This is a genomic window from Okeania sp. SIO2F4 (assembly GCF_010672385.1).
Lineage (GTDB): Bacteria > Cyanobacteriota > Cyanobacteriia > Cyanobacteriales > Microcoleaceae > Trichodesmium.
This window is the reverse complement of record NZ_JAAHGT010000027.1, coordinates 1-24,218: the sequence shown is the minus strand read 5'-3', so window position 1 is coordinate 24,218 and position 24,218 is coordinate 1. Positions and strand designations below refer to the sequence as shown.

Here is a 24,218-nt window from a genome sequence, read left to right as displayed (position 1 = left end):
ACAAATTAGTCGATAAAATTACATTTTCCTATTAGACTTTATCCTATACCCATTTGTTCCAAATCCTCATGTTTTTTTGAAATGCCTCTTATTTCTCACTACCTACCAAAACTTTTTGTTTAATTCTCATCGCGCGTTTCATCAAGTTTTGCCATTCTTCAGAATTTGTCAGTTTTTCACTATCAAACTCTATACCTTTTGTCTGAGAGAAATTAGCAAAACTATCTAACCAATCTATTACTATTTCTGTCCGAGAAGTTTCTGTATATTTCAAAGACTTCTGAAGGCGCTCTTGCATCTCAGTTAAATTCTCGTTTTGATAAGCATACCATGCTTCCCAAACTAACAGTTTATATTCTGTTTGATCATCTGCTTCTGATTTTGAATTTCTCAAAATAGCTTGCTGATATTGTAATTTTTCTAATTCCGACTTAGTTTCTACTAATTCTTTCTTGGCATTTTGTTGTTGAGATTGAGACTGTTGCAATAATACTTCTGTTTTCCGCCATTGACTCTGAACTTCTTGCAATACTGCCTGAGTTTCCTGTAGTTGCATTTGTATATTTTCCCGATCTTCATCAGTTTGATGTAACTGAGTTTGAAACTCTGTTAATAAAGCTTTTGTTTGTTGTAATTGAGAGTGGGATTGTTGCATTAATATTTCTATCTGCTGAAGTTGTGAATTCGACTCTACTAATTCTGTTTTAAGTTCTTGGTTTTGTAGTTGTGCTCGCTTCAATGCTTGTTTGTTTTTATGCAACTCAGACTTTGATCTTTGCCACTCGTTGAGTTGAGAATTAGATTCTCCTAATTCTGCTTGAGTTTGATTGAGTTGAGATTGAGTTTTTTGTAATTCTTGGCTAGTTTTTTGTAATTCAGATTCAAACTTTTCTAATCTAGATTTAGATTCTGTTAATTCTGCCTCTTTTTCCTGCAATCTTCCCTCAGTTTCTTTTAAACTAGATTGGGTTTGCTGTTCTTTTTCTTCGATCTGTTTTAGCTGAGAATTAGATTGTGCCAAGACAGACTTTGTGTCCTGTAGCTGTGACTGATATTCTTGCAAAAGTGCCTCAGTTGCTGTTAACTGAGACTGAGATTTTTCCCACTCTTCCTGAGTTTGGTGTAGTTGATATTTATAACCTAGTAATTCGCCTCTGCTTTCAGACAAATTCTGTTTTGTTACTCCTAATTCTGCCTGAGTTTTTTGAAGTTTTGAATGGGTATCTTCTAATGCCGTTTCTACATCTTTTAAATCTTGCTGATATTTTTCTAATCTTGCCTCTTTTTCTGCTAATTGTGATTGGGAATCTTCCCAATATTCTTGAGTTTGATGTAGCTTATACTGAGAAACTTTTAATGCTGCTTCAGTCTCGGACAAATTATGTTTTGTTTTTCCTAATTCTGCTTGATTTTGTTTTTCTTGGGAGTTTAATTCATCCAATAATTCTTCTGTTTTTTCTAGCTGAGATTGAGATTTTTGCCATACTAATTCTATTTCCTGGAGTTTATATATAGATTGTTCTAATTCTTCTTGAGTTTGATGCAGTTGTGACTGATATTGCCCTAATTCTCCTTGAGTTTCATGTAGCTGAGATTTTGTTTGTAGGAATTCTTTTTCTGTCTCTTGAGATTTTTTTAATTCACTTTCTGTCTGCTGTAGTTTTGACTCGCATTCTCTTAGTTCAGCTTGAGTATGATTTAACTGAGATTTAGCAGTAGCTAATTCATTTTCTGTTTGGTCAAATTTAGTTTGAATATGTTCAACTTTTTGCAGTTGACACTGGGTTTCTTCTCGTGTTTGTATTAACTGAGACTTGACTTCTGTTAATTCTAACTGACTTTGTTCGTATTGATTTTTATATTTTTCTATTTCTGCTAGTAGAATTTTATTTTGGTTTTCTAGACTAGATAAATTCATCCAATCTTGAAATGCCCAAATTCTATAAGGAGATGATTTAATTTTTTCTTGCCATGAAAAATCTGGTATTTCATCTTCTGGTTTCCATGCTCTTGCCTCTAATTCCTGATACATTTCTGTAGCTTCAGGAAAGTAATAATCTATGATAGTAGGTCTATGACTTTCTGTTGATACTTGATTATTAAATAATGATGGGTCGTAAACATTTACAGCCGGATTATTAAAGTTTGTCTTGAATTTTTGATTAATTGTTTCAATAAATTCTTCTTGGTTATTAATTATTGTCTGAATATTTGTTAACAGGCAACGATTAATGGCATAATTATAAAAATCAATAATTTTCTGGTTGTAGCTTAACCATAATTTTACTGCTAGTTCTGGTTGACTTTGAAATATCTTATCTTGTCGAGCATAAAGAGAATTAACTACTTCCCAAGGAGAACGATAAATTAATATAAATTTGGCATTTGGTAGCAGTTCTGCCCAAAAATCTAGGAACAAAGTTGTCCGAGGTTCTTTCCATCCCCAATTCCCACTTATTGAGTTTTTGGCGATAATTTTTTTAGCTTTTTCTTGAAAATTTTCTTCTATATCTATTTTTTCTTGTAAAGTCCAGCCATCTGCATCTATACCTTGGGATTGTAATACTTGTTGATGAAATTCATAGAAGTCTAAATTTTCAAAATATCCTTTAGTATTGTACTCTGTTCCCTCCATTAATTTTCGACCTATATGTAAACCTGCACTTTGGAGGATAGAAGCTGTTAAGGAACTTCCTGAACGGTGCATACTGGTAATTATCAGAGTTGATTTTTCTGTTTTTTGCATCATAGTAGATTTGGATTATGTATTAGTGAATATTAGTTTTTAGTATATAATTTAATTTGATTTTTTCCGTTGTTCAAATAATTAATTTTAAATATAACTTGCTGAGAAATTAATTTTCTAGCTAATAACTAACTTCCTGTACAAGATAACCTCACTTAACTCAGTCTAATATTTGACAAATTTCTGAGATAATAGTTACTATTTTTTTCCAGTTTACAGTTTAGCCACAGCTAAGTAGATAAGTCTAATTAAATGTAAAATATAATTGTGAATTAAGCAAAGCATAATGTCTGTAGAGCATTCCCTAGGAAAGAAAAGCAATCCCAAGAGTTTGCTTTGTGTCTATGTATATTAGTAGTTCTATGAATTTTCTATTTTATTACCATTATTCATGCACATTTGTCAATCAGTTTTAACTTCTATATTAATTTTTTGGTTTTTTTGGTAATGACCATTTATAGATTTCTGTCTGAATTACAGTTAGTTAGCCAAGACTCTAATAATTGTAGTCGTATTTTAATCTTTTTGATTGTATCATCTCACTGCTTAACTAAGGAATTCTGATTACCTAAAGACTTATGATTGACAATCAAGCTATTTACTTAACAGAATATAATGCAGCATTATGATCTGGATATGTTTTCCCATGAAGAAATTCAATTTTATTCCTGCCACTACTTTGGATGTCTATATTTTTCCTTTTCTTCCAAGCATTAATGTACTGTAATAGAAATTTTGGTAGTATTTCTAATTTTAAATTTAGTTTTACAAGAAAAAGAGAGATGATTAGGAATCTTAAACTATCAACCTATAATTAATTCTATCCTTATCCTAAATCTAGATCTTTTGTATGTATTGCCACCTTTTCATGTTGCGCAATTCTTAACCCACCCTAAGCCAGGATTGAAGATTCCTTTAACAAACAGTCTCTTAGATAAAGCGCCTCAAACAGAATCATATTTTCTCTATGATGTTAACTAGATCAATAAATTTCATTTTCTCTTACCTTCTGACAATAGAAGAGATTTAGCAACCAATATTCTTGCATATTTAGGAATACCAAATAGTGTAGGATATCAACAGGTAATGAGCAAGATAGCTCATCCCCGAATTATCAATACCAAATCAAGGAAATTTTACACAACAATGTCAACAACAGCAACAGAAACCAGCGTTAACTATCTTCAGACTGGGAATAAACTATTAAGGGAAGGTAACTTACCCGAAGCTGCTGATGCTTACCGTCAAGTAATTAAACTTAATCCTAAATCAGCAGTAGCTTATCAAAACCTAGGAGAAACTCTCAGTTTACAGGGAAATTTAGAGGAGGCAGCAAATATCTATCACGAAGCAATTCAACTACAAACAAATTATCCCTGGTCTTACTATAACTTAGGAGAAATTCTGATTAAACTTGAGAGGTTTGATGAGGCAGTTATTTATCTACGTCAAACTATTGAACTTAATCCAGAGTTTCCCAAATTTTATCAGAGTTTAGGGTTAGCTTTGGCAAAACAAGGATTATTTGATGAGGCGATAGTTACTTATCGTCGCGCTATTGAAATAGACCCCTATGCAATTTTAACTTATCAATATTTAGGTGAAGCATTAGCAAGTCAAAAACAGTGGGATGAAGCAATAGAAAGTTTCAATCAAGCTATTGGAATTAATCCCTATTTATCAGAATATCATTTAGGTTTAGCTAAGGTTCTAGAAAATGCTGGTCAAATAGAACAAGCAATTATTTCTTACCATCGCGCTCTAGAGTTAAATCCAAATTTAGCAGAAGCTTACTATTACATTGGGTTGGCTTTAACCAAGTTGCAAAACTGGGAAGAAGCTATTGATGCCTGTATGCAAGCTATCTCTCTAAATGTCAAAAATGCAGAAGTTTATCATCATTTAGGAGCAGCTTTAGCCCAACTACAACGTTGGGAGGAAGCGGTTGCTGCCTATCAAAATGCAATTGAATTTAATCCTAATTCTGCAATAATTCATCATCAATTAGCTTATGCTTTAGCCCAACTAAAACAGTGGGAGGAAGCTGCGGTTGAATATCGTGAAGTTCTCAAAATAAATCCAAATTCGGCAGTGGTTTATGACCAGTTAGGAGAAGCATTAACAGAAATGCAAAAGTGGGAAGAGGCGATAAATTGTTATCAGAAAGCTGTAGAAATTAAGCCAGATAATCAAAAATTTAATCAGCATCTACAGGAGGCATTGGCGAGAAGACAGGAACAGAATAAAACTGTAATTGAGTCTCATCTAAAATTAGCAGAAATGATGGAACAACAAGGATTTATTGATGAGGCTATTTCTACTTATCGTCGAGTAGTAAGTCTTAATCCCACTGCTGCTGATTTGCACCATAAATTAGGGTATAGTTTAGCAAGTTTAGAAAGATGGGATGAGGCTGTTTATGCTTATCGTCAAGCTATTGAACTTCATCCAAATTCGGGGGTTGTACATTATCATTTGGGCGAAGCTTTGGCAAATTTAGGCTTAGATGAACAAGCAATATCTTCCCTAGAAAAAGCAATTCAACTTCAACCTGATTTATCTGGCGCTCATCAAACTTTGGAAAAATTACAATCAAAACAAAAGTAACTTAACTGATATTTTTTCCACCGATCAAACTGTTAATAGAAACTTTTATTACTGCCCTCGTTTCGCTGCGCATTAATGTTGCGCAGCATTCCGTTTCGTCTATAAATTTCATTTGAGCTGATTAAAATTAGTAGTGACTTATACCAATTACCATGGATTAATGCTATACTTAAGCGATACTTCATACGAAATCCGGTATAGATATCCCTGTTATATCTCACCCTGTAGAGACCTTGCATGCAGGGTTTCTACAAGGTTTTCGCGGTTTGGTCAAAGCGAGTGTGTTTAACCCGGATTTGGTATCAATTATTAAGTACAGGACTTACACCAAGCTACTATATATATGTGGTCTGGTGCGTAAGTCCTAAAGTAATTAACAGGACTAAATAACCTTTTTGATAATTAGCACCCCAGGAGCGTCTTAATTACTCTTATCTTTACCCAAAAACTAGGGTTTAAAGCCTCTCCTATATGGGAGAAAAAAGAAAAAATTTTCCTTTTAACCAATCCTCAATGTTTTAAGAAGAGGTAATTATTAATTATACCATTTTCAAAAAAGGTAGTTACATCTGATGTTTTGATTTATTCCTACAATAAAAAAATAGAAACTCCATGAATTCTAGATATAAAACCTTTTTTATCTTTTTTATCATGTTTTTATTCCCCTGTTCCCTGTTCCCTGTTCCCTATTCCCTGTGTGATGACTGTAGCAATATTTTATGAAATTGGTATTATTAATTATTAATTGTTAATTATTGAATTCTCCCCTACTCCCCTACTCCCCCGCTCAATAAAATTCTGACTTCAAAGTATATGTTTAGCGGCAATTATGTCTCCATTTATTCACAACTTGTTCTCTGTAAAGCATTTGATTTCCTCGTCTGCGAATAAATTCATTATCATTAATAAAATAGCCCAGACGAGGATTAACAAAACCATTATAAGCAACTTCTACAGGAAAATTTCTCCAACCCGAATTATTTCTATTTCGACGTTCAAACAAAACTAATTCATTACTATTTTGATATCGACAAATGTGGATAATTCGATTCTCTGTTCGGAAAAATGCTTCCTGGGATAAATTACGATTTATACCTTCACAACTCAAATTATTATTGCCAAAAGAAGGCTGATTATAATTATCATAAGTTTGAGGTTGTGATGGGTTAGAAGCACCAGAACGGTTTTCATATTGACCATTTTTGAGATAATGATCGTAACCAGACCTAAATTCACCACGACGTACAGCATCTGCTACATCAGGGTTTTGTCGCAAATATTCTTGTTCATTGAATGTTTTAAAAGCACCAGAACGATTTTCATATTGCCCATATCTGACATAATGTTCGTAACCAGAGCGATATTTTCCTTGACGTACTAACTCTGCTACATCAGGATTTTGACGTAGATATCCTTGTTCGTCAAATTCTCTGGTGTAGTTTTCCGCAAGTGCTAGGGGACTGCTACAAATAGTTATAACTACTGTGGCGATCGCTACTATATTTGTTTTAATCTTATTAATATTGAGCATTTTTAACACCTCAAAAATAATTGTTCTTAATTATCAAGATATCCTCTCAGAGTTAGACACTGTAGAGGATTTTAGGTAGTTAAAATTTTTTTTTGCTCAAATCAGGAAAAAATTGCTCAAATTCCGATCTGATTAGGCTTATAAAGATTTTTTGTTCATTCCATAACTCCTGCCTAATTCCCTTAATATCCTGAAAGAGTTGCTATCTTCCTGAAGTTAATAATACCAATTACAATTTAATTTCCGTTTGAGTCGCACTGCCACAGACAACTATTTGAGTAATAGTATCAGTGCCAATTTTTGAAGTGTCTACTTTTAGGATAATCCTGCTTTCCGATATTAGCAGTAAAATATGGAATTCGCCTGATGTCTAAGATGTTGTGATTATGATAGTGGCATATATCTATCACTATTTCAATATCAAAGTTCCTATAGTTAAAGCATAGAGTTAATCAAGGAATTTAACAATGACATCTAACTTCTGCCTCGAGCAAGTCAACCCTCAATCTTCCTCTTTTGTTGCTGATACTAATACAGATTCTTGTGTCACTATTGCGTGGCTTGACTTAATAGCATCAACAGTAGACATTTTTGATGGAGATGATTGGTTAGCCTTATGTGGTGATATTGACGAAGGTGAAATTTACCGAGATTGGTTTATTTGGCAAGATGTAGACTTTTCCCAAGAGTGGGAAGCTTACGATCTAGTTACTAACCAGAGATTTGTGGCAACAGATTTATCCTTACTTAAGGCTAAAATTGATGTAATAGAAGATGCCAGAAGCAACACATCCATTAGAAACTCAGAAAATTAATTATTGTGAAAAAATACTGTTATTGCAGGTAGCAAGACTTATCTGTTATCTGCATTGCTGCCTTTAATGTTTGTCATCACATATTGCCCAATACATTATCAATTTCATCATTGATGAAAATCACAATTGACCTATGGCATAAATCACTTACATTTTATCTATTTCCACATAAAATCAAAGTATAAATTAAATTAACTAATACTATTAAAAATTTTACTTCAGTCTGCTCTAATACTTTCAGTATTTTTTTTAGTTACTTGATTAAATTTTCCTCAGGGAAACACAACGGTTTTCTTTAACTTTGCAGCTTGTTCAGGCTGCATTTTTTTTATTGTAGTACCATAGGTTATACCAAATCTCAAAACGTTTGCTATATATCCTGAAAAAAGGTGTTATACCAATTCCAAAAAGTATTGCTATACTTAGGTCGCACTTCAGTTATTAAGTAATTAACACAGGGGAAATTACCATGCTTGCTAATAATAGCCCAGTTAATGTTTATTATTCTGTGAAATTGTTAAAGAGTCTCTGTTTTTATCAGAGCGCGTAATCAAATTGCAGCGTTGGCAATTTTAGCTGCGATAGAGATTTGATAAGAGCGTTAAATTTAGCTATGGCAGTTAGTAAGAGCTATGCTCCGAAATGCGCGTTTCGCGATCTTAGTTGCGTTACGCCAGTTTTGCGAAGCAACAGCAAACAACCGTGACAACTTGTGGACTGGAGAGTATCGACACTTCCTGGTTGAAGCAGGAATAGAACAGATAATTATAGATTTATATAGATTATCATAGGTTTCTAGGAACGGACTTCACTATCATCTTCAAAACTTCAATATTTGGTATTATAGTAGGCGAGTTATTAAAATTAGGAAAAACTAATGGCAACAGCTATTTTGAACGGGGTTGTTTTAGCATAGAGCGATGAGTGTGAAATTGTCGAAGGTAATTATTATTTTCCACCAGATACGGTCAACCGTGAATATTTCAAAGAAAGCAATACCCAGACTAACTGTTTCTGGAAAGGTAATGCGAGCTACTATAATATTGAAGTCAATGCTAAAGTTAATAAAGATGGTGCTTGGTATTATCCCAATCCTAAAGAAAAAGCCAAAAAGATTCAAAACTATGTGGCCTTTTATCCTACTGTGCAAATAGAAACTTAGGGATAAAAATTGGCCACAATCATTTTAATGATTCATTCACGAAAGAACAACAAGAAGAAATTGTGTTTTTTCTAGCTTGTTGTGGAACAATAGTATCTGAAGCGATTTTATTTATGGGGGTAAATGGGTTCATTAATTGATAATTGATAATGGATAATTGATAATTACCTCGGGTTTTAACCGAGAGGATTGAATATAAGGAAATTCAAGAGCACTTTTTTCTCCACAGCGAGTGAGAGGCTTTATACCTTTATTTTTCGGTAAATACAGTTCCTTAACTTTCTAGACATCCCAATTATTCTAATTATTACTAACAAAGAAAATGGTTTCTGACGGCCTCATTTTTATACTTTTTCTTATTTTCCTGATCCTGCTGTTTTTTGGCTCTGGTCTCTAGATTGCCAAAAATTATATCCTGAACTATTTATTCTAAGAGCTAATATGTAGAAAATGATGATGTAAATATAGTCTGATATTGTCATTGCAAGGTAGCGATTTAACAAGCTAACCTTCTGTAATATATTATCAGCCGACACAATGTTGAAGTTGACTGTTATGCCAAATATTGCCACAGGGGTAATAATTGGGTAAATCATTTATGATTCCTCTTTAACTCCCCCCTCGCAACGATCATGGAGAAGCTCCTTTAATATTTAGCTTATGAATCAGCTCTAAAATAAAATTTCCACATTTTTAGACATCTGACGTTATAATGTTTGACAGGTGACTGTTAGAGGATGTCCAGATGCTATTCCCAGATCAAGTTTCTCAGAACTCAGAAACTGAACCCATCCCTAGAATCTATCAAATTTTAGGATTTGACAGAATACCGAAAAATGTTTTGGAATTGCCCCAAGAACTACAAATAGTCAGTATAATTCGTCAGGGATTTTCAATAATTTCTGTAATTAAAGTAGCAGAATATTGTGGTATTTCTGAGTCACAAATGGCAGCTTTATTAGCAACTTCCGAACGGACTATATCCAGGCGTAAGAAAGATCAAAAACCTCTTGACCTTTCAGAGTCAGATAGACTTTATCGTATTGCTAGAATTTTTGTACACACATTAGATGTATTTGAGAATGTGGAAACAGCAAGAGATTGGCTGAAAAAATCAAACCGTGCCTTAGCTGGAAAAACTCCTTTAGAACTATTAGATACAGATTCAGGCACACAACAAGTAGATGAACTTTTGAATAAAATAGAGTATGGAGTATATAGCTAATGATTAATGATTAATGATTGATTATTAATGACTAATGCTTGTTAGTCATCAATAAACAACAATAGAAATAGGTGGGTATTCAACTACCTGTTGGTAGTTGAATAGTGAGTTTTAACTAGCTATCAGCTTTCAGCTAAAAATTCAAGGGTTTAAGTCCCCCGCTATATTTATAAAAGCGGGTTTTGCGTGTTAATGGGGGTTATAAGACGCAGAGGAGTAACTCTAGATTATCCCCCATTATACACTTTGAGAAGCTGATAACGCAGTTCTTCTGTAAAAAGCTTGTTGATACCTGAGTGCTAAGTGCTACTTTAATCATCCAAAAAAATTACGATAAATACTTACTGCCTTTTTCTTCAAGTAATAGTAGTTAAAAAGATAATAATTATGAGTTTAACAGTATGGCGAATCTCTCATAAAAAATACATTGATCTTGCTTTTACAGGTGAAGCTTATAGTCGTAGTAGAGGTCGTTGGAATTCTAAAGGAACAGCTTTAATATATACTTCAGCCACATTATCTCTAGCCGCATTAGAAACTTTAGTTTGTATGGAAATAGAAAACTTTGGTAATATATTTGTATCTATTAATGTAAAAATTCCTGATAATTTTCCAATTAAACAAGTCGATGAATCTCTATTACCTTATAACTGGCGTGATACTCCTCCACCGGAAGCTTTAGCCTCTATTGGAGATAAATGGTTGACTTCTAAAACTACAGCAGTTTTGAGGGTTCCTTCTGCTATTATTCCCCAAGAATATAATTATTTGATTAATCCTCTACATCCAGATTTTGAGAAAATTTCAATTGCTCCACCTCAGCCTTTTATCTTAGACCGCAATCTAAAAAGTATCAACAAAAATTTGTTGGCAAAACTTTAGTATGGCTAAGAAAGAATTAGTAATGTTTTTCCAACTGTTCCCTATTCCCTATTCCCTATTCCCTATTTGTAATAATTATCTAACTCAACTTAATCGGAATCGTAATTATAAATTCTGTACCTTTTCCGATCTGAGAATTACATTCTAGTTTTCCTTGATGTTTTTCCACAATAATTTGGTAACTAATCGAAAGTCCTAATCCAGTTCCTTTTCCAATAGGTTTTGTGGTAAAGAAGGGGTCAAATAAATTAGACTTCACTTTTTCACTAATTCCTCCCCCATTGTCAGCAATCAAAATTTCTACCCTATTGTCTTTTATTACTTGAGTTTTAATCCGAATATATCCAGCATCACAATGTTTTTTTTCATAATATTGAGCATCTTCAATTGCATCAATTGCATTACCAATAATATTCATAAATAGTTGATTGAGTTGTCCTACATAACAGTTGATATGAGGCAGTTGACCATATTCTTTAATTACTTCAATACCAAAAAATCCTGGTTTAGCTTTGAAGCGATTTTGTAAAATCATTAAAGTGCTATCTATTCCTTCATGCAGATCGACTTCTTTAATTTCTGCTTCATCCAGACGGGAAAAATTTCGTAGTGATTTAACAATCTCTAGAATTCTTTCTGTTCCAATTTGCATAGATTTGAGCACTTTTTTAATATCTTCTTGGAGAAAATTTAATTCAATAGCTTCAATTTCTTTCTCAATTTCAGGATGGGGATAGGGATAATGATTTTGATAGAGTTGAAGTAAATTGAGCAAGTCTTGAGTATAATCTGTTGCATAAACAACATTTCCATGAATAAAGTTAACTGGATTATTAATTTCATGGGCAACTCCGGCAACCATTTGACCTAAGCTCGACATTTTTTCACTTTGAATCATCTGAGCTTGAGTCCATTTCAGTTCTTCTAAGGTTTGCTCTAGTTCTTGTTTTTGTGCTCTTAATTGAGCTTCTGATTCTCGTAGAGCACTCTCGGTAAGTTGGCGATCGCTAGCTTCAATCGCTAAAGAAACTATGTTAGCAATTGAACGGACAAAAAATTCATCTTCAATAGTCCAATCTTTAATTTGACTGCATTTTTCTATACAAATAAGACCCACCATTTCTCCACCGATCCAAATCCCAGCATCAAGCATAGAAAAAATATCTAAAGGTTTGAGATAATTATCTAAAAATTCCTTGGTTTTAGGATCGTTGCGAGCATCATTAGCTGTAATAATATTATCTTTTAGTGAAGTAATCGCTTGCAAATAATTAGGATAATTCTTGAGGTTAAGATTTACTTCTCTAATATGTTCATTGAGTTTGTTTTGGTACAAATCTAGAGATTTTAAATAACTTTTCGAGTCGTCATACAACCAGATTCCCACTCGTTCAACTTCTAATATTTTGGCTGTAGCTTCGGTAATTGCTTGTATAGCTGTTAACAAATCTCCTTGATTTACAGCTCTATTTTGAGCCAGTTCTATTAATATTCTATTGTGATTTTGCAGTCTAGTTTGGCTTTGTTTGCGCTCCCGAATTTCTACAAGTAGTTGTTTTTGAGTATAATTTAATTCGTGTAAAGCCTGATTTTTTTCTTTCAGTTGTTGTTCTAGTTCATCAGTTTGAATAATAACTTGACCGGCTAATCGACGCAGTAATACAATCATTCCACCGGTACATAAAAGGCTTAAGACTATTATGACAGTTCCAATAGTAATAAGCTGACGATTAATTGGAGCATACAATTCCTGACGTTCGATGGCGATCGCGAGTCCCCAATTTACTTGTGATACAGGTTCAAAGGCAACTTTTTGACCATAACTCCAAAATTTAGGTTTGATAACTATCAGTCCATTTTCTTGATAAACTACTGTTTTTTCCAACACTTTAGCAATTGATTCAGATAAACTTTCCCTTTTATGTTTGGAGGATAAAAATAATTTTATCTCTTGTTTTTCTAAGGTCCCTAAAAATACTTCTCCACTTTGACCTAGCCCCGTATTATTTCTGACAATTTTTTCTAAACTCTGGGTTTTAAATAAAACCAAATCTGTACCTACTTGTTGTTTTTTTGAGTTAATAATTGGTTGACTAATAATGAGATAAGATTCATTTTTGAGGCGAATTGGATTGCTAATTTTTGCTTTTTTAATTGGCAATTGCCAATGTTCTTGAGGGATGGGTAAACCAAGTTCAACCACTAATTGATTATCTCGACCAAAGCGACTAATTCCAACTACATCTTCAGTTTGATTAAGAGCATCTTTCAGATAGTCTGCCATTTTAGAAACAGCAGCATCAGAATAGTTTGGGTTGCGGTTATAAGATTCTAATTCTCGTCTTGCTTGAGTACGACTAGCAATTTGTGCAGCAATATCCTTTGTTCTTAAAAGAAATTCTTCTACTGCTAAAGTTCGAGTTCGTAAACCTAATTTTAAATTACTTTCTGCGTTTTTTCTAAGTTCTTTGTAGAACGGAAATATACTTATTATTGCTAACAATATACTAATAGTAAATATTCCTACCGCAGAATAAAAGATTAACAACCTTTGTAATTGTTTAGAGTTCATTATTTTTCCGAAAAATTAATTTTTAAAGCCTCCCTCTTAAGCTTGTGGTTGTTTTATTCTTGAGGAAATAGCTATGGGCGAGATTTATGTAATATCAAATCCGCCTGCAATAGAAGTGTTACAAGAAACTAGGTTTATGGGAGGTAGATGTTAGTATGGTGAGGCATTTAATACAAACTCAGAATAATATACTTTTTTATAAATAGTAATCCTAAATGATTTGTGAGAATTTTTATAATAGTTAAGATTGACTAAAAAACTTGAAAATTATGACTCCTGACTTCTGACTCTTAGCTACCACAAAAATATTACAATTGAAATAGAATTGCTAAAGAATAATAAGTTATTTTCAATTATCATGTATTGAAGAAATACTTATTCAAAAATTTTTACTTTTCAATAAGTATTTCCTGTCCCCTGCTCTCGCAATAAATTAAGTACCTTTACAAGATTAATTTAACATTTTTAATTTTTAAGGGAGTAGGGAGGTTGCATTTAAGGTCTGTAAGGAGTAGGGAGTAGGGGAAAAAATATTTGTATACTTTTATTGTACTTGACTACCATGAACCCGAGGATCGGCTTGACTTGCTTTAATCGGTGCTACAGGAGCATCAAATTCAGAACCTTGACCAACTGTACCATTATATGGTAAAGAACTTCCAGCAACTAAAGCTTCTATATTTGCTGCCATGACAGACTTTGGCACTTCTCCAATAGTCTGGCCAACTTCAGTTCCCTCTCCATCTAAAAACACAAAGTGGGGAATACCATCTACCCGGTATTTAACCAATTCTGGTAACCACTTACTATTATCCACATTTAACATCACAAAGTTGGTATTCTGAGCATATTGTTGTCTAATTTCCTCCAACTCAGGAGCCATAGCTTGACAAGTCGTACACCAATTAGCATAAAATTCAACTAGAGTTGGTTTATCATTACTTAACGCTATATCTAGAGGTGTTGCAGTTTCAGCCATTTCATTTAGGGAAACCGAGGCCGTCTCAGTTCGTAGTCCAATAAAAATGGTTACTGATAAAGCGATCGCTACCAAAACAATAATGAAATTTCTTAGGCGCATCGCCAAAGAGGAACTGTTTGTAGGGTTAGATGGGTTTACGTTCATTGTCAGAAAATTAAATAATTATTACAATTACTGAAAAAGGATTAAGAGTAATATCTCTTTTAGAGCGGGCATAAAAACAAGGTAGCCGTTAAAGCCAGACAACTAAAGTCCTCTTCTTATATAGTATAATTAACAAGAATTTCAAGGTAGAAAAATATATGGTTGTCAGCAAGTTTTAGTTAGTCAAACTTTAGATAGCTCAACCAGATAGTAAAAATACAACTTTTTTAGGGACGTTCTATGGAATGTCCCTATTGCATTCTAATATAATGAAAATTGCTGTAACTAAATAATCAGATAATGAAAAAAATCAATTTTCTAATTGAGAATAAGAGGATTAACCCGTGAAAAAACGAGTAACGTTAACATTTCCACAACGGTCAATTCATATGCCCATTACCTATAGATTAGCAAAAGATTTTAATGTTGCTGCTAATATTATTCGTGCTCAAGTAGCACCAAATCAAGTGGGTAAATTAGTGCTGGAATTATCAGGAGATATTGATGAGTTAGAAGCTGCACTGGAGTGGATGAGACTGCAAAATATAGATGTATGTCTAACTAGTAGAGAAATTTTAATCAATGAAAATAGCTGCGTAGATTGTGGTTTATGTACTGGTGTATGTCCTACAGAAGCTCTAAGTTTACAACCTGATACCTTTCGTCTAAATTTTGTCAGATCCCGTTGCATTGTATGTGAACAATGTATTCCTACCTGTCCATTTAAAGCAATTTCTACTAACCTATAAAATAATGTGAAACCAATACCTTTACTTTCTTTCACTCTACTTTTAATGAGTTATAGCATTTTTGGCTGGAGTCTAGCCAATGCTCAAGTTTCTCTGTTTTTATATCTAGTTGTTATAGCTTGTATTTTTTTATTAGATGTAATTTTAACATTTCGTTTACTTGATTTGAAAGCAATATCTCCCTGGTTTCAATCTGATATTTTTACTTTTATTTCTGCCATTCTCATTGCTTTTTTATTTGTAGTTTTCATTAGGTGGATAAACATTTTTATCCATGCTTTAGTCTTAGTATCTGCAGGAATCTTAGCCAAATTAGATACTCAAGTTTATGGTTTAAAAAAATGGCAATCTTTTGGAATTTTACTAATTATTTCAGAGGGGAGTCTTTTTCTGGGAACTGCACTTTACATATTGATCAAAAACTATAAATAGTAATCCTATTTTTTTACGTTTGAAGATTTTATACAAGTTGGGAGTGGGGAATTACTAAAGCAAAATTTTAGATAAAAATAACTCTAATCCTAGTTGCAAAAAATACTACTATCTTAACTTTTTTTGAATCCAGAATTCAGAAGTAGGAGAAACCTCAAGAGAGGCAGTATCTGACAATTAAATTTGAGGGGTCAGATCAAATCCGGTTAAACAGTTATAGAAAGGTTTAAATCGTAATTGAGCCAACACACACCTAACCCCTCCCAGGAGGGGAAGTCAGGAATCAGGAGGAGAGAGAATCACTTTGATGAGCGTAGTTATGACGATTGGAGCATTTTTTTCTGTCCAATCAAACGGATTCCACATTATACCATTTATCAGGCAACTTTATTTGATAATTATTTTCTGCTTTGTAACTTAGCATTATCCTCAACATTCCCCAACCATAATCACTAATTCCCTTAGCTAAATTGTGGTTTTTCACCATATTTTTGAGTGCTACTTTTGTGCGAGATTTTCTACCGCAACACAACTCCGACATGTCTTTTAAGACGGTTCCCCTACCTGACTCCTGAGTTCCACCAAAATATTACAACTGTGCAGAGGATTGCTATATTTTAATCAGCTAGTCCTAAATCAATTCCTATTGCTTTTCCTTCTGCTAATTTTTCAGGATTAAGCTTACCATCATCAACTAAAACACGGAAAAAGTTCGGGAGTTTGGTAGCCCCGTCAATTTAGGCGCGGGGCGGAAAAACGACTCGGCGACTTTAGTCGCCGTGATGAGGGTCATTAATGTATTCCAAAATCTTAGCGGTGCTGACTTTCCCGGTAGTATCGTAAAAATAACTATGAGTCCACAAACTAGGTAGCTTGCATAGCTCTGGAAACTCTTGTCGCAACAGTCTCGATGACCTACCTTTTAAAGCTTTGACTATTTTGTGGATTGCTACATCAGAACCATGCTCTACCAATACATGAACGTGGTCTGGTGCTATTTCTAACCCTTTAATTAACCAACCTTTTTCTGTGGCCACTTCTGATAAGATAGCTGCCAACCTTATTTTAATTTGGTCCACTAAGACTTTCTTGCGCCGTTTGGGAATCCATACTAAGTGGACATGGGCTAGACCTATAGAATGGTTGCCATGACGATATATTTTTTGCTGGTTTTTCATGTTGATAAATTTACATTTATCGACAAATAAATCATAATAGAGGCATGAGCAAAAAAACAAAAAACATAGGATGTCAACAAGTTCTGCTGCATCCCGACAAAAATCTATTGGCTATCCTAGAATACTTGTGCGCTCAAGCCAACAAAGTATTTAATTGTTCGGTTTATTACGCCCGACAAGTTTTTTTTCAGGAAAATCGATTTGTTACTCAAGGCGAGCTTTGCGGGCAGATGAAATGGAACAGACATTTTAACGCGATGTATGCCTAAGCGTGCCCAACAAATATGCAACGGTGTTGTTGAATCTTTCAAAAGTTTTAAACAACTCTCAAAACTATTTGGAAGCGGTGAATTGGTTAACAAGCCCAAACCTCCTAAATACCGAAAACCTGGTTTATTTAATGTTTCCTATCCTAAAAGATGGTTGAAACTTACTGATAAAGGAATTAGAGTTCCATGATTGACGCAAGGTTAAAGCATGGTTTGGACTAGAGAATTTCTATATCCCAATGGCAAGCAACCTGGAGTGGAACTTAATTAAAGAGATGAGGATTTTACCTCGTCACGGCTGTTTTTCTGTCGAGTTTGTCTATGAAATTAAAATTCAATCACTCAAGTTAGACAAAACCCAGGCTCTTTCTATTGACCACGGTTTAGACAACTGGTTGACCTGTGTGGATACTTTCGATCACAGCTTTATTGTCGATGGCCAACATCTGAAATCCAAAAACCAGTGGTACAACAAACGAATAGCTGCTCTTAAGGAAAATCAACCGCAAGGTTTCTGGTCTAAAAGATTAGCTCGCATCACTCAAAAGCGTGATTGCTTCGCAGGCTCGCAACCAGATGCGAGATGCTGTTAACATGCGCAGCGCGATTAATCATCAACCATTGCCTTAAACATGGAATTGGTACAATCGTTTTTGGTTGGAATAAAGGTCAAAAACAATCAATTGGACTAGGGACTAAAACTAACCAAAAGTTTGCACAAATTCCTACTGCCAGACTCAAAGAACGAATTGAGCAACTTTGTAGCTTATATGGGTTACAATTTGTAGAAACCGAAGAGTCTTATACCTCGAAAGCTAGCTTTTTAGATGGTGATGTTCTCCCAACCTATGGTGAAAAACCCGACAACTGGGAACCTAAGTCCTTCGGACACGCTGCCTCTTTCAGAGGAGCTTCGCTAACGCGTTTCATGTCGCGCAGCGAAACAGGAAAACGCATTCAACGAGGTTTATATCGTTCTGCTGCGGGCTATTTAATTAATGCTGATTGCAATGGTGCAGCAAATATTTTGAGAAAAGTATCTGGAAGGCTTAAGTTGAACTTAAGTCAACTAAGTAGAGGCGCATTGACAACGCCTTTAAGAGTTCGATTTTGGATTTCTTAAGAATCCCCGTCTCGCGATTAGCGGGGAGTGTCAAAGACAAAGTATTTACCATCTGAATTTTTTGAGAAAGTTACCGTTTGAATTTATCCCACAAAATCTCGATGAAGCCTACAACATACTAATCCAATTTTAGGTAGTTTTATATAGTCATCTTAAAATTTAACATTTTGAGGATAATTAATAGATTTCCTGCCTTTTTGAAATTTGAATCTTGGCAACTTAGCTTGTTTCTCAAAAAAATTTTTGTAAGCTGTAATAACCTTGATTTGTGGGTATTCAACTTTGAATTTAGTATTTGAGTAAATAAATAAATCAAATTAGTAGGATCAATATCAGCAATTTAGCCTAGGGTATTTGTATAAATGTAAAGCATAGTTATTATGGACGTTTAAAAAATTGTCACAAATAAACCTACCAATAATAGTTAATTTCTGAGATAATAAGAAATAAGCGTTTAACTGTTCTTGACCCCTACCTATAAATGGTGGGGGTTTTTTGTATTCAATTACTGTACAATTTTAATTCACCCCAGATATCATCATATTAGTACAAATGTCTTATAGGTAGAAATTACTGTAATCTTTTTGACAAAAAATATAAATTCATATTTTTTTATATTTAAACATTGGAATCAACAACTCATTGACTAACTTACTACCCTTGACTTTACCACTCTTCCGATTTCTTCTAGCACTAACATTGTCACTTGTTCAGGAGTATCTTGACTATCTACAGTAACATTAACATCTGCATTGGCATAAAGCGGTCTTCTTTCCTCCAAAATAGCCTGAAGTTTAGCCAAAGGGTTACTATTTTGAAGTAAAGGTCTAGTCCGATCGCCTTGCAAGCGACTATATAACACTTCTACTGGCACATCTAACCAAACTACTATACCATGTTGTAAATAACTCCAATTAAAAGGTTTTATGACTATACCACCACCTGTTGCAATAGTCAATTTTTTGTAACTACATACTTCTGATAATATATTTGTTTCCAACTCCCGAAAAGCTGCCTCACCCTCAGTAGCAAAAATTTCGCTAATTGACTTGCCAGCAGCTTGAGAAATCAAACTATCCGTATCTAGAAAACGATATCCCAACTGTTGGGCTAACAAATGTCCCACAGTTGTTTTGCCAGCGCCCATCATTCCGACTAAATAAAGATTTACTCCCTCTAACAAATCCCTATTACTAATATCCATAGTTATTCAAATAATTGAGTCTAATACCAATTTCATAAAATATTGCTACAGTGGCTTTTTTGTCAGGAGTCAGTCATCAGGAGTCAGGAGGTAAGAATTTATAATATTTATTTTTTCTGAGAGTCAAACTGTTCTATGATTGACTAAAAATAGTTTGATAACTATGATAAATTGTTTTTTACCAAGGGATAATTTGATTTTACCCTCTACGTCGGCAGGAAATTTACTAGCACTTTTGTGCTCATTTTACTGTAATTCTCTACGCATTAATTTGGTATAAAACCCCGCCTTTTAATCAGTTAATTAGTTATCAGTTAAATATTTTTTCTAGTTCGATCAAAATAATAAAGTAAGAATTTAACTTCTAACTTCTAACTTCTAACTTCTGACTTCTAACTTCTAACTTCTGACTTCTAACTTCTAACTTCTGACTTCATTCAGACTGACCACCTGGTTTATTAGCTTGCTCAGGAACTTCGCCTTCAGTCTCTTCATTTTCAGTAGGTTTAGATGGATCTGGAGGTGGGGGAGGAGTAATTACCCGATAATCTGCATCATACACAGATTCGGTTTGACCAACCCCAGAAACACTAGGATCCCGATAACCATAAGAATAGACAGAACCCGACCAAGACTCTGTTTTTGGCTGTTGTTCCGCTTCATAATTTTTCTGTGTAGAACCTTGATTAACAGACCCTTGTGCCTCTTCAATATCTTTTTCGCTGGTACTACTGTCCCAAGAATGACTAACTTTAGGAGGTCCTTGTTCCCAGTCATCAAAATTTTCATCTTCCTCAGTTGGTTCCGAACCTTTATTTAGGTTAAAGGAGCTTTGAGAATCTGAAATTCCTTGAGACTGTGAATATCTATCGCTACCTTCCCCAGTTTGATTTTGATGCTGAGATTTTCTAGAGCGAAGTCTGGAAGGTTGAAAACTTCGTTTAAACAGGTAATTGGAAAGTTCAAAGATGCCATAAATCAACAAGTAAGTGATTATACCTGCAACAAGAGCGGCTAAAATCCATACAGATAGAGGTAGAGGTATTGATTTTAATCCCAGAAAAGTTAAGGACAAACTAGGAGACCAATTTTGCCAAGCAAATAAGGCCAACCCACTGATGACAAAGATTAAAAAAGATAACAATAGTAAATTCCGATTTCTATTCATGGCCTATCCACCGTTTAATAGGAACACAATCTAAACCAAATTGATCTAAAGCACGAGCTACCACAAAGTCTACCAAATCTTCTATAGTTTGGGGATTATGATACCAGGCCGGGATTGCCGGGACAATTCTTGCTCCTGCTTCTGCCAGAGTAGTTAAATTTCGTAAATGAATCAAACTCAAAGGTGTTTCCCGGGGCACTACGATTAGTTTACCACCTTCTTTTAATTGTACGTCTGCTGCCCGCTCTACTAAATCTGAACTGAATCCAGCAGCCAACTTACTTACTGTTCCCATGCTACAAGGAATAATTATCATACCCTGAGTTCGATAGGAACCACTAGCAACATTTGCTCCTATATCTTGCCAAGGATGACAATAGAGTTTACCGTTACTTTCTTCTCCAGCTTGTTCTCGCCAGAATTTTTCTTGTTTAGTTGGTTCAGCAGGCATTTTAATATTTTGCTCTGCTTGCCAGACTGAATAAGTAGCTTTTGATGCTACTAAGTCAATAGTATAATTAGCTGCCAGCAAAAATTTAATGCTTCTAACAGCGTAAATTAGTCCTGATGCTCCTGTAACTCCGATAACTATCGGTAGTTTAGGAGTAGAAACAAAATTACTCATGTTTGAATAAATCTTCAGAAACTTCCTTTCATCTGCTAGGAGATTGGGGTTGCAAAATCAGGGAAAGATAGATCAAAAAGTAGATATTTTTTGATCTATCTTTCCTCAACTAATAAATAGTTGAAAATCAATTATCATTCGTTAAATCTACAATGCCAATATATTAGAAAGATTTGACAATTATGGAGATAGGACAATTTTTTTATACCTAATTAAACGGATTTAGTATTATATCATGTCCCGAACTGAGCGCGATTAAACGGATTTAGCACTACGCCGACTCGGTGTTTGACATTGCTAAATCCCGTTTTGCTACGCAACATATTTGCACAGCATGACAAACGGAAAACGCGGAGCTTTTCCACACAGAAAACTCTCTGGTGAGATTACTTTTGACTTGCGCGTAGCGCTATATCTTGTCAAAGCAACTAGAAAAAAGGAAGAGGATGTATTTCAATTTCTCGCCCACTTCCCTACTCCCTGTTAATTAGACATCTCCGATAATTCACTTGAAACAACTATAAAAAGGTTGTTAAATCTTAATTTCCGGAGATGTCTATTAATTAGAACCGATAAGGATTACTGGAGGAGGAGAATTCTTCATCATCAAAAGCGGTGCTGCCACCACTGACTGCCACTAAGTCAATTTGCTGGCGATAATAATCAACACTCTTGACCTGTACTTCTACCATATCTCCTAGTCGGTATTGGTTACGGTTTTTGCGTCCGACAAGTGTTTGTTGTCGGGAACGATATTCATACCAATCATCTTTCAGAGAAGATACATGAACTAAACCCTCTACTCTGAAAGTTTCTGTAGACTCAGAGGCAATTTCAATTTCTACAAAGAAACCGTAAGACTGCACTCCTGTAATCAAACCTTGGAAAGTTTGACCAGTGCGTTCCTTCATTAATCCAGTTTTAATTAATCCTTCTAAGTCTTCTTGAGCATCCTGTGCCACGTTTTCTCGTTCAGTTAAATGCACCACTACTGATGTTAGTTGTGCTTCCAATTCTTGCTGTATTTCTGGAGCTAAAACATTCCAGGATATTTTGCCATGACATGAAGAATGTCCTAACTCTACACCTTCTTTAGAACGACTAGAACGGCGATCGCGACCTTCATTAAATACAGTATGTAAGACTCGTGAAATCAATAAATCGGAATATCTCGAAATTGGTGATGTACAATGAATATAACCATGTTGTAAGGCTAATCCAAAATGAGGTTGAGCTGTGGTGCTGTAAATTACTGGCTTCAAAGTATCTTCGAGCAAGTATGTTAGCACTCTTTCTGATTTGGGTGCAGTAAATGCCTCAACAAATGCTTGATAGTCAGCTGGTTGTACATCTTCTTCATCTTCTAGATATAAGTCAGCTCCAAGATTGCTAGCTAACTTAATAAATTCTTGAATATCTCCTGGATCTGGGGAATTTTGGACCCGATAAATTGCAGGTACTCCTAGTGCTAGCAAGTGACTCGCTATTGCTTGGTTTGCCAAGACGATTAATTCTGCTACCATGGAACGAGCTGGAAACATCTCAGGAACTATCATTGCTCCTAAGGGTCCTTCATCGTTATAGTAGCTTTTTTCATCTGGTAAATTTAGGTCAAAAGCACCTCTTCGTAATCTGGCACTTCGGACTGCTTGACTAACATCTTGAAGTTTATTGATGGCACTCTCGAGTTGCTCTAAGTTTATATTAACTAATTCCTCTGTATTGCCATTAATAATTTTTCTTGTTTGCTCGTAGCCGAGATGAGCATCTACCTGGATGACACTAGGTTCAATTTCAAACTCAACTATCTGACCGTTTTTATTGACAGTTATCAAAATAGATATAGCTAGTCGATCTTTTTCTGGTAGTAAGGAAAAGTAATCACTTGATAATCCGTCTGGTAGTATAGGAACTACTTGATTTCGCAGGTATATACTGATACTTCGCTTACGAGCTTCTTTATCTAGTTGGGAGTCTGCTTTAATAAAGTAGGCTACATCAGCAATGTGAACTCCTACTCGCCAATAACCAGAGGTTGTAGTTTCTATACTTAGAGCATGATTAATGTCTTTCTTGTTGATTTCTCCAAAAGAAATTGTGAGTAGTTCACGCAAATCTAGTCTATTTTTTTGATCTGCTTTAGTAGAATGGTTAACCAGAGATTCAGCTTCCTTAAGAACTGTATCCGGAAAAGACCGGGGTAAGTCATGTTTGCAACATACTATATCTAGGTCATCTGCTGCTTCTGCATCTGAACCTAGAATCTGAACTACTCTTCCTATAGGACGTTTTTCTCCTAGGGGATAACGCAATACTTCGACATGGACAAGGTGGTCTATAGCATCTGCTAAGTCTGGACCTTCTGGTACTAAGTCGATTTCAAATAGTAGGCGATCGTCTAGGGGAACTGCTCGATAGTAGGGATCTCCATTGTGCCCATTGATTTGTTTGATTCTTGCTAATAAGGAAGGGTTAGCACGTTCTAATATTAACTTGACTTCTCCTTCCGGACTCCGGCGACGACTGCCTTCTTTAATAATTTTGACAAATACGCGATCGCCATTCCAAGCATTACTCAGATGACTTTCCCGAATGTAAATATCTTCTGTTCCTTCTGAGTCTTGTATGGCGAAGCAAAATCCTTTACTGGAACAGCGAAGTTTTGCTTCTACAACTGCCTCTTCCAAAAGTCGCCGATAGCGACCTTTGTCTTTGGCTAGAACTCCTATTTTTTCTAGAGCATCCAAGGCAATTTGTAATTTGCGGATACTTTGATCGTCCTGACAATCTAGTTTTTCTCCACT

19 protein-coding genes and 1 pseudogene are annotated in these 24,218 nt (G+C 34.7%); 10 read left to right on the top strand and 10 right to left on the bottom strand.

The window, feature by feature from the left end; translation table 11 throughout:
• Positions 1 to 88: 88 nt before the first annotated feature.
• Complete coding sequence (locus tag F6K22_RS03205; RefSeq protein WP_293093180.1) at positions 89 to 2,749, bottom strand: sulfotransferase; 2,661 nt, start codon at positions 2,747 to 2,749, stop codon at positions 89 to 91.
• A 1,143-nt stretch (positions 2,750 to 3,892) separates the two neighbouring features.
• Between F6K22_RS03205 and F6K22_RS03200 the strand changes: the two genes are divergently transcribed.
• A complete protein-coding gene (locus F6K22_RS03200; protein WP_293093178.1) occupies positions 3,893 to 5,353 on the top strand; it encodes a tetratricopeptide repeat protein in 1,461 nt (486 codons plus the stop codon).
• Between the two features lie 817 nt (positions 5,354 to 6,170).
• On the opposite strand, the gene F6K22_RS03195 is transcribed toward F6K22_RS03200, so the two are convergent.
• Positions 6,171 to 6,884: a hypothetical protein gene (locus F6K22_RS03195; RefSeq protein WP_293093175.1), complete on the bottom strand. Its 714-nt coding sequence runs from the start codon at positions 6,882 to 6,884 to the stop codon at positions 6,171 to 6,173.
• 467 nt (positions 6,885 to 7,351) lie between these two features.
• Between F6K22_RS03195 and F6K22_RS03190 the strand changes: the two genes are divergently transcribed.
• From F6K22_RS03190 to F6K22_RS03170, 5 genes and pseudogenes are all read left to right on the top strand, one after another.
• On the top strand, positions 7,352 to 7,699 hold the full coding sequence (locus tag F6K22_RS03190; protein ID WP_293093173.1) for a hypothetical protein: 348 nt from the start codon (positions 7,352 to 7,354) through the stop codon (positions 7,697 to 7,699).
• Between the two features lie 632 nt (positions 7,700 to 8,331).
• Positions 8,332 to 8,490 (top strand): hypothetical protein, encoded by a 159-nt coding sequence (locus F6K22_RS03185; protein WP_293093170.1) that lies wholly within the window; start codon positions 8,332 to 8,334, stop codon positions 8,488 to 8,490.
• A 137-nt stretch (positions 8,491 to 8,627) separates the two neighbouring features.
• Positions 8,628 to 8,861 (top strand): annotated as a pseudogene (locus F6K22_RS03180) (DUF427 domain-containing protein); the annotation flags it as partial.
• A gap of 745 nt (positions 8,862 to 9,606) precedes the next feature.
• The gene (gene parS / locus F6K22_RS03175; RefSeq protein ID WP_293093167.1) at positions 9,607 to 10,086 is read left to right on the top strand and encodes a type II RES/Xre toxin-antitoxin system antitoxin; all 480 of its coding nucleotides are present in this window, start codon (positions 9,607 to 9,609) and stop codon (positions 10,084 to 10,086) included.
• A 387-nt stretch (positions 10,087 to 10,473) separates the two neighbouring features.
• Complete coding sequence (locus tag F6K22_RS03170; protein WP_293093164.1) at positions 10,474 to 10,968, top strand: RES family NAD+ phosphorylase; 495 nt, start codon at positions 10,474 to 10,476, stop codon at positions 10,966 to 10,968.
• Between the two features lie 79 nt (positions 10,969 to 11,047).
• Here F6K22_RS03170 and F6K22_RS03165 read toward each other — a convergent pair whose 3' ends face one another.
• Together F6K22_RS03165 and F6K22_RS03160 are read right to left on the bottom strand one after the other, a co-directional pair.
• Positions 11,048 to 13,540 (bottom strand): ATP-binding protein, encoded by a 2,493-nt coding sequence (locus F6K22_RS03165; protein ID WP_293093161.1) that lies wholly within the window; start codon positions 13,538 to 13,540, stop codon positions 11,048 to 11,050.
• 544 nt (positions 13,541 to 14,084) lie between these two features.
• Positions 14,085 to 14,666 (bottom strand): thioredoxin family protein, encoded by a 582-nt coding sequence (locus tag F6K22_RS03160; RefSeq protein ID WP_293093159.1) that lies wholly within the window; start codon positions 14,664 to 14,666, stop codon positions 14,085 to 14,087.
• Positions 14,667 to 15,010: 344 nt separating this feature from the next.
• On the opposite strand from F6K22_RS03160, the gene F6K22_RS03155 reads away from it, so the two are divergent.
• Together F6K22_RS03155 and F6K22_RS03150 are read left to right on the top strand one after the other, a co-directional pair.
• A complete protein-coding gene (locus F6K22_RS03155) occupies positions 15,011 to 15,415 on the top strand; it encodes an NIL domain-containing protein (protein ID WP_293093156.1) in 405 nt (134 codons plus the stop codon).
• A gap of 6 nt (positions 15,416 to 15,421) precedes the next feature.
• Positions 15,422 to 15,847 (top strand): hypothetical protein, encoded by a 426-nt coding sequence (locus F6K22_RS03150; protein WP_293093153.1) that lies wholly within the window; start codon positions 15,422 to 15,424, stop codon positions 15,845 to 15,847.
• 349 nt (positions 15,848 to 16,196) lie between these two features.
• On the opposite strand, the gene F6K22_RS03145 is transcribed toward F6K22_RS03150, so the two are convergent.
• Both F6K22_RS03145 and tnpA read right to left on the bottom strand, forming a co-directional pair.
• Entirely contained in the window at positions 16,197 to 16,388 is a 192-nt protein-coding gene (locus tag F6K22_RS03145) for a hypothetical protein (RefSeq protein WP_293093198.1), read from the bottom strand.
• Between the two features lie 229 nt (positions 16,389 to 16,617).
• Positions 16,618 to 17,025: an IS200/IS605 family transposase gene (gene tnpA, locus F6K22_RS03140; protein ID WP_293093150.1), complete on the bottom strand. Its 408-nt coding sequence runs from the start codon at positions 17,023 to 17,025 to the stop codon at positions 16,618 to 16,620.
• Between the two features lie 508 nt (positions 17,026 to 17,533).
• Here tnpA and F6K22_RS03135 point away from each other — a divergent pair.
• Both F6K22_RS03135 and F6K22_RS03130 read left to right on the top strand, forming a co-directional pair.
• A complete protein-coding gene (locus F6K22_RS03135) occupies positions 17,534 to 17,887 on the top strand; it encodes a transposase (protein ID WP_293093148.1) in 354 nt (117 codons plus the stop codon).
• Positions 17,878 to 18,417, top strand: coding sequence for an IS200/IS605 family accessory protein TnpB-related protein (locus F6K22_RS03130; protein WP_293093146.1), 540 nt, complete (start codon positions 17,878 to 17,880; stop codon positions 18,415 to 18,417). Before F6K22_RS03135 ends, F6K22_RS03130 begins: the two co-directional genes overlap by 10 nt.
• Positions 18,418 to 19,063: 646 nt before the next feature.
• Here the strand turns inward: F6K22_RS03130 and F6K22_RS03125 are convergent.
• From F6K22_RS03125 to F6K22_RS03110, 4 genes are all read right to left on the bottom strand, one after another.
• Positions 19,064 to 19,621, bottom strand: a complete 558-nt coding sequence (locus tag F6K22_RS03125) for a shikimate kinase (RefSeq protein WP_293093143.1) — start codon at positions 19,619 to 19,621, stop codon at positions 19,064 to 19,066.
• Positions 19,622 to 20,054: 433 nt separating this feature from the next.
• The gene (locus F6K22_RS03120) at positions 20,055 to 20,789 is read right to left on the bottom strand and encodes a LapA family protein (protein ID WP_293093141.1); all 735 of its coding nucleotides are present in this window, start codon (positions 20,787 to 20,789) and stop codon (positions 20,055 to 20,057) included.
• Entirely contained in the window at positions 20,782 to 21,414 is a 633-nt protein-coding gene (locus F6K22_RS03115) for a flavin prenyltransferase UbiX (protein ID WP_293093138.1), read from the bottom strand. Before F6K22_RS03115 ends, F6K22_RS03120 begins: the two co-directional genes overlap by 8 nt.
• 563 nt (positions 21,415 to 21,977) lie before the next feature.
• On the bottom strand, positions 21,978 to 24,218 hold a 2,241-nt coding region (locus F6K22_RS03110), incomplete at its 5' end, for a ribonuclease R family protein (RefSeq protein ID WP_293093135.1).

Excerpts from the sequence above, each read along its gene's own strand:
- F6K22_RS03145 (WP_293093198.1), bottom strand. The coding sequence starts at position 16,388 with ATGTCGGAGTTGTGTTGCGGTAGAAAATCTCGCACAAAAGTAGCACTC.
- F6K22_RS03170 (WP_293093164.1), top strand. The coding sequence starts at position 10,474 with ATGAGTTTAACAGTATGGCGAATCTCTCATAAAAAATACATTGATCTT.
- F6K22_RS03135 (WP_293093148.1), top strand. The coding sequence starts at position 17,534 with ATGGCAAGCAACCTGGAGTGGAACTTAATTAAAGAGATGAGGATTTTA.
- F6K22_RS03165 (WP_293093161.1), bottom strand. The coding sequence starts at position 13,540 with ATGAACTCTAAACAATTACAAAGGTTGTTAATCTTTTATTCTGCGGTA.
- F6K22_RS03195 (WP_293093175.1), bottom strand. The coding sequence starts at position 6,884 with ATGCTCAATATTAATAAGATTAAAACAAATATAGTAGCGATCGCCACA.
- F6K22_RS03205 (WP_293093180.1), bottom strand. The coding sequence starts at position 2,749 with ATGATGCAAAAAACAGAAAAATCAACTCTGATAATTACCAGTATGCAC.
- parS (WP_293093167.1), top strand. The coding sequence starts at position 9,607 with ATGCTATTCCCAGATCAAGTTTCTCAGAACTCAGAAACTGAACCCATC.
- F6K22_RS03125 (WP_293093143.1), bottom strand. The coding sequence starts at position 19,621 with ATGGATATTAGTAATAGGGATTTGTTAGAGGGAGTAAATCTTTATTTA.
- F6K22_RS03120 (WP_293093141.1), bottom strand. The coding sequence starts at position 20,789 with ATGAATAGAAATCGGAATTTACTATTGTTATCTTTTTTAATCTTTGTC.
- F6K22_RS03185 (WP_293093170.1), top strand. The coding sequence starts at position 8,332 with ATGCTCCGAAATGCGCGTTTCGCGATCTTAGTTGCGTTACGCCAGTTT.
- tnpA (WP_293093150.1), bottom strand. The coding sequence starts at position 17,025 with ATGAAAAACCAGCAAAAAATATATCGTCATGGCAACCATTCTATAGGT.
- F6K22_RS03160 (WP_293093159.1), bottom strand. The coding sequence starts at position 14,666 with ATGAACGTAAACCCATCTAACCCTACAAACAGTTCCTCTTTGGCGATG.
- F6K22_RS03200 (WP_293093178.1), top strand. The coding sequence starts at position 3,893 with ATGTCAACAACAGCAACAGAAACCAGCGTTAACTATCTTCAGACTGGG.
- F6K22_RS03115 (WP_293093138.1), bottom strand. The coding sequence starts at position 21,414 with ATGAGTAATTTTGTTTCTACTCCTAAACTACCGATAGTTATCGGAGTT.
- F6K22_RS03190 (WP_293093173.1), top strand. The coding sequence starts at position 7,352 with ATGACATCTAACTTCTGCCTCGAGCAAGTCAACCCTCAATCTTCCTCT.
- F6K22_RS03130 (WP_293093146.1), top strand. The coding sequence starts at position 17,878 with ATGCTGTTAACATGCGCAGCGCGATTAATCATCAACCATTGCCTTAAA.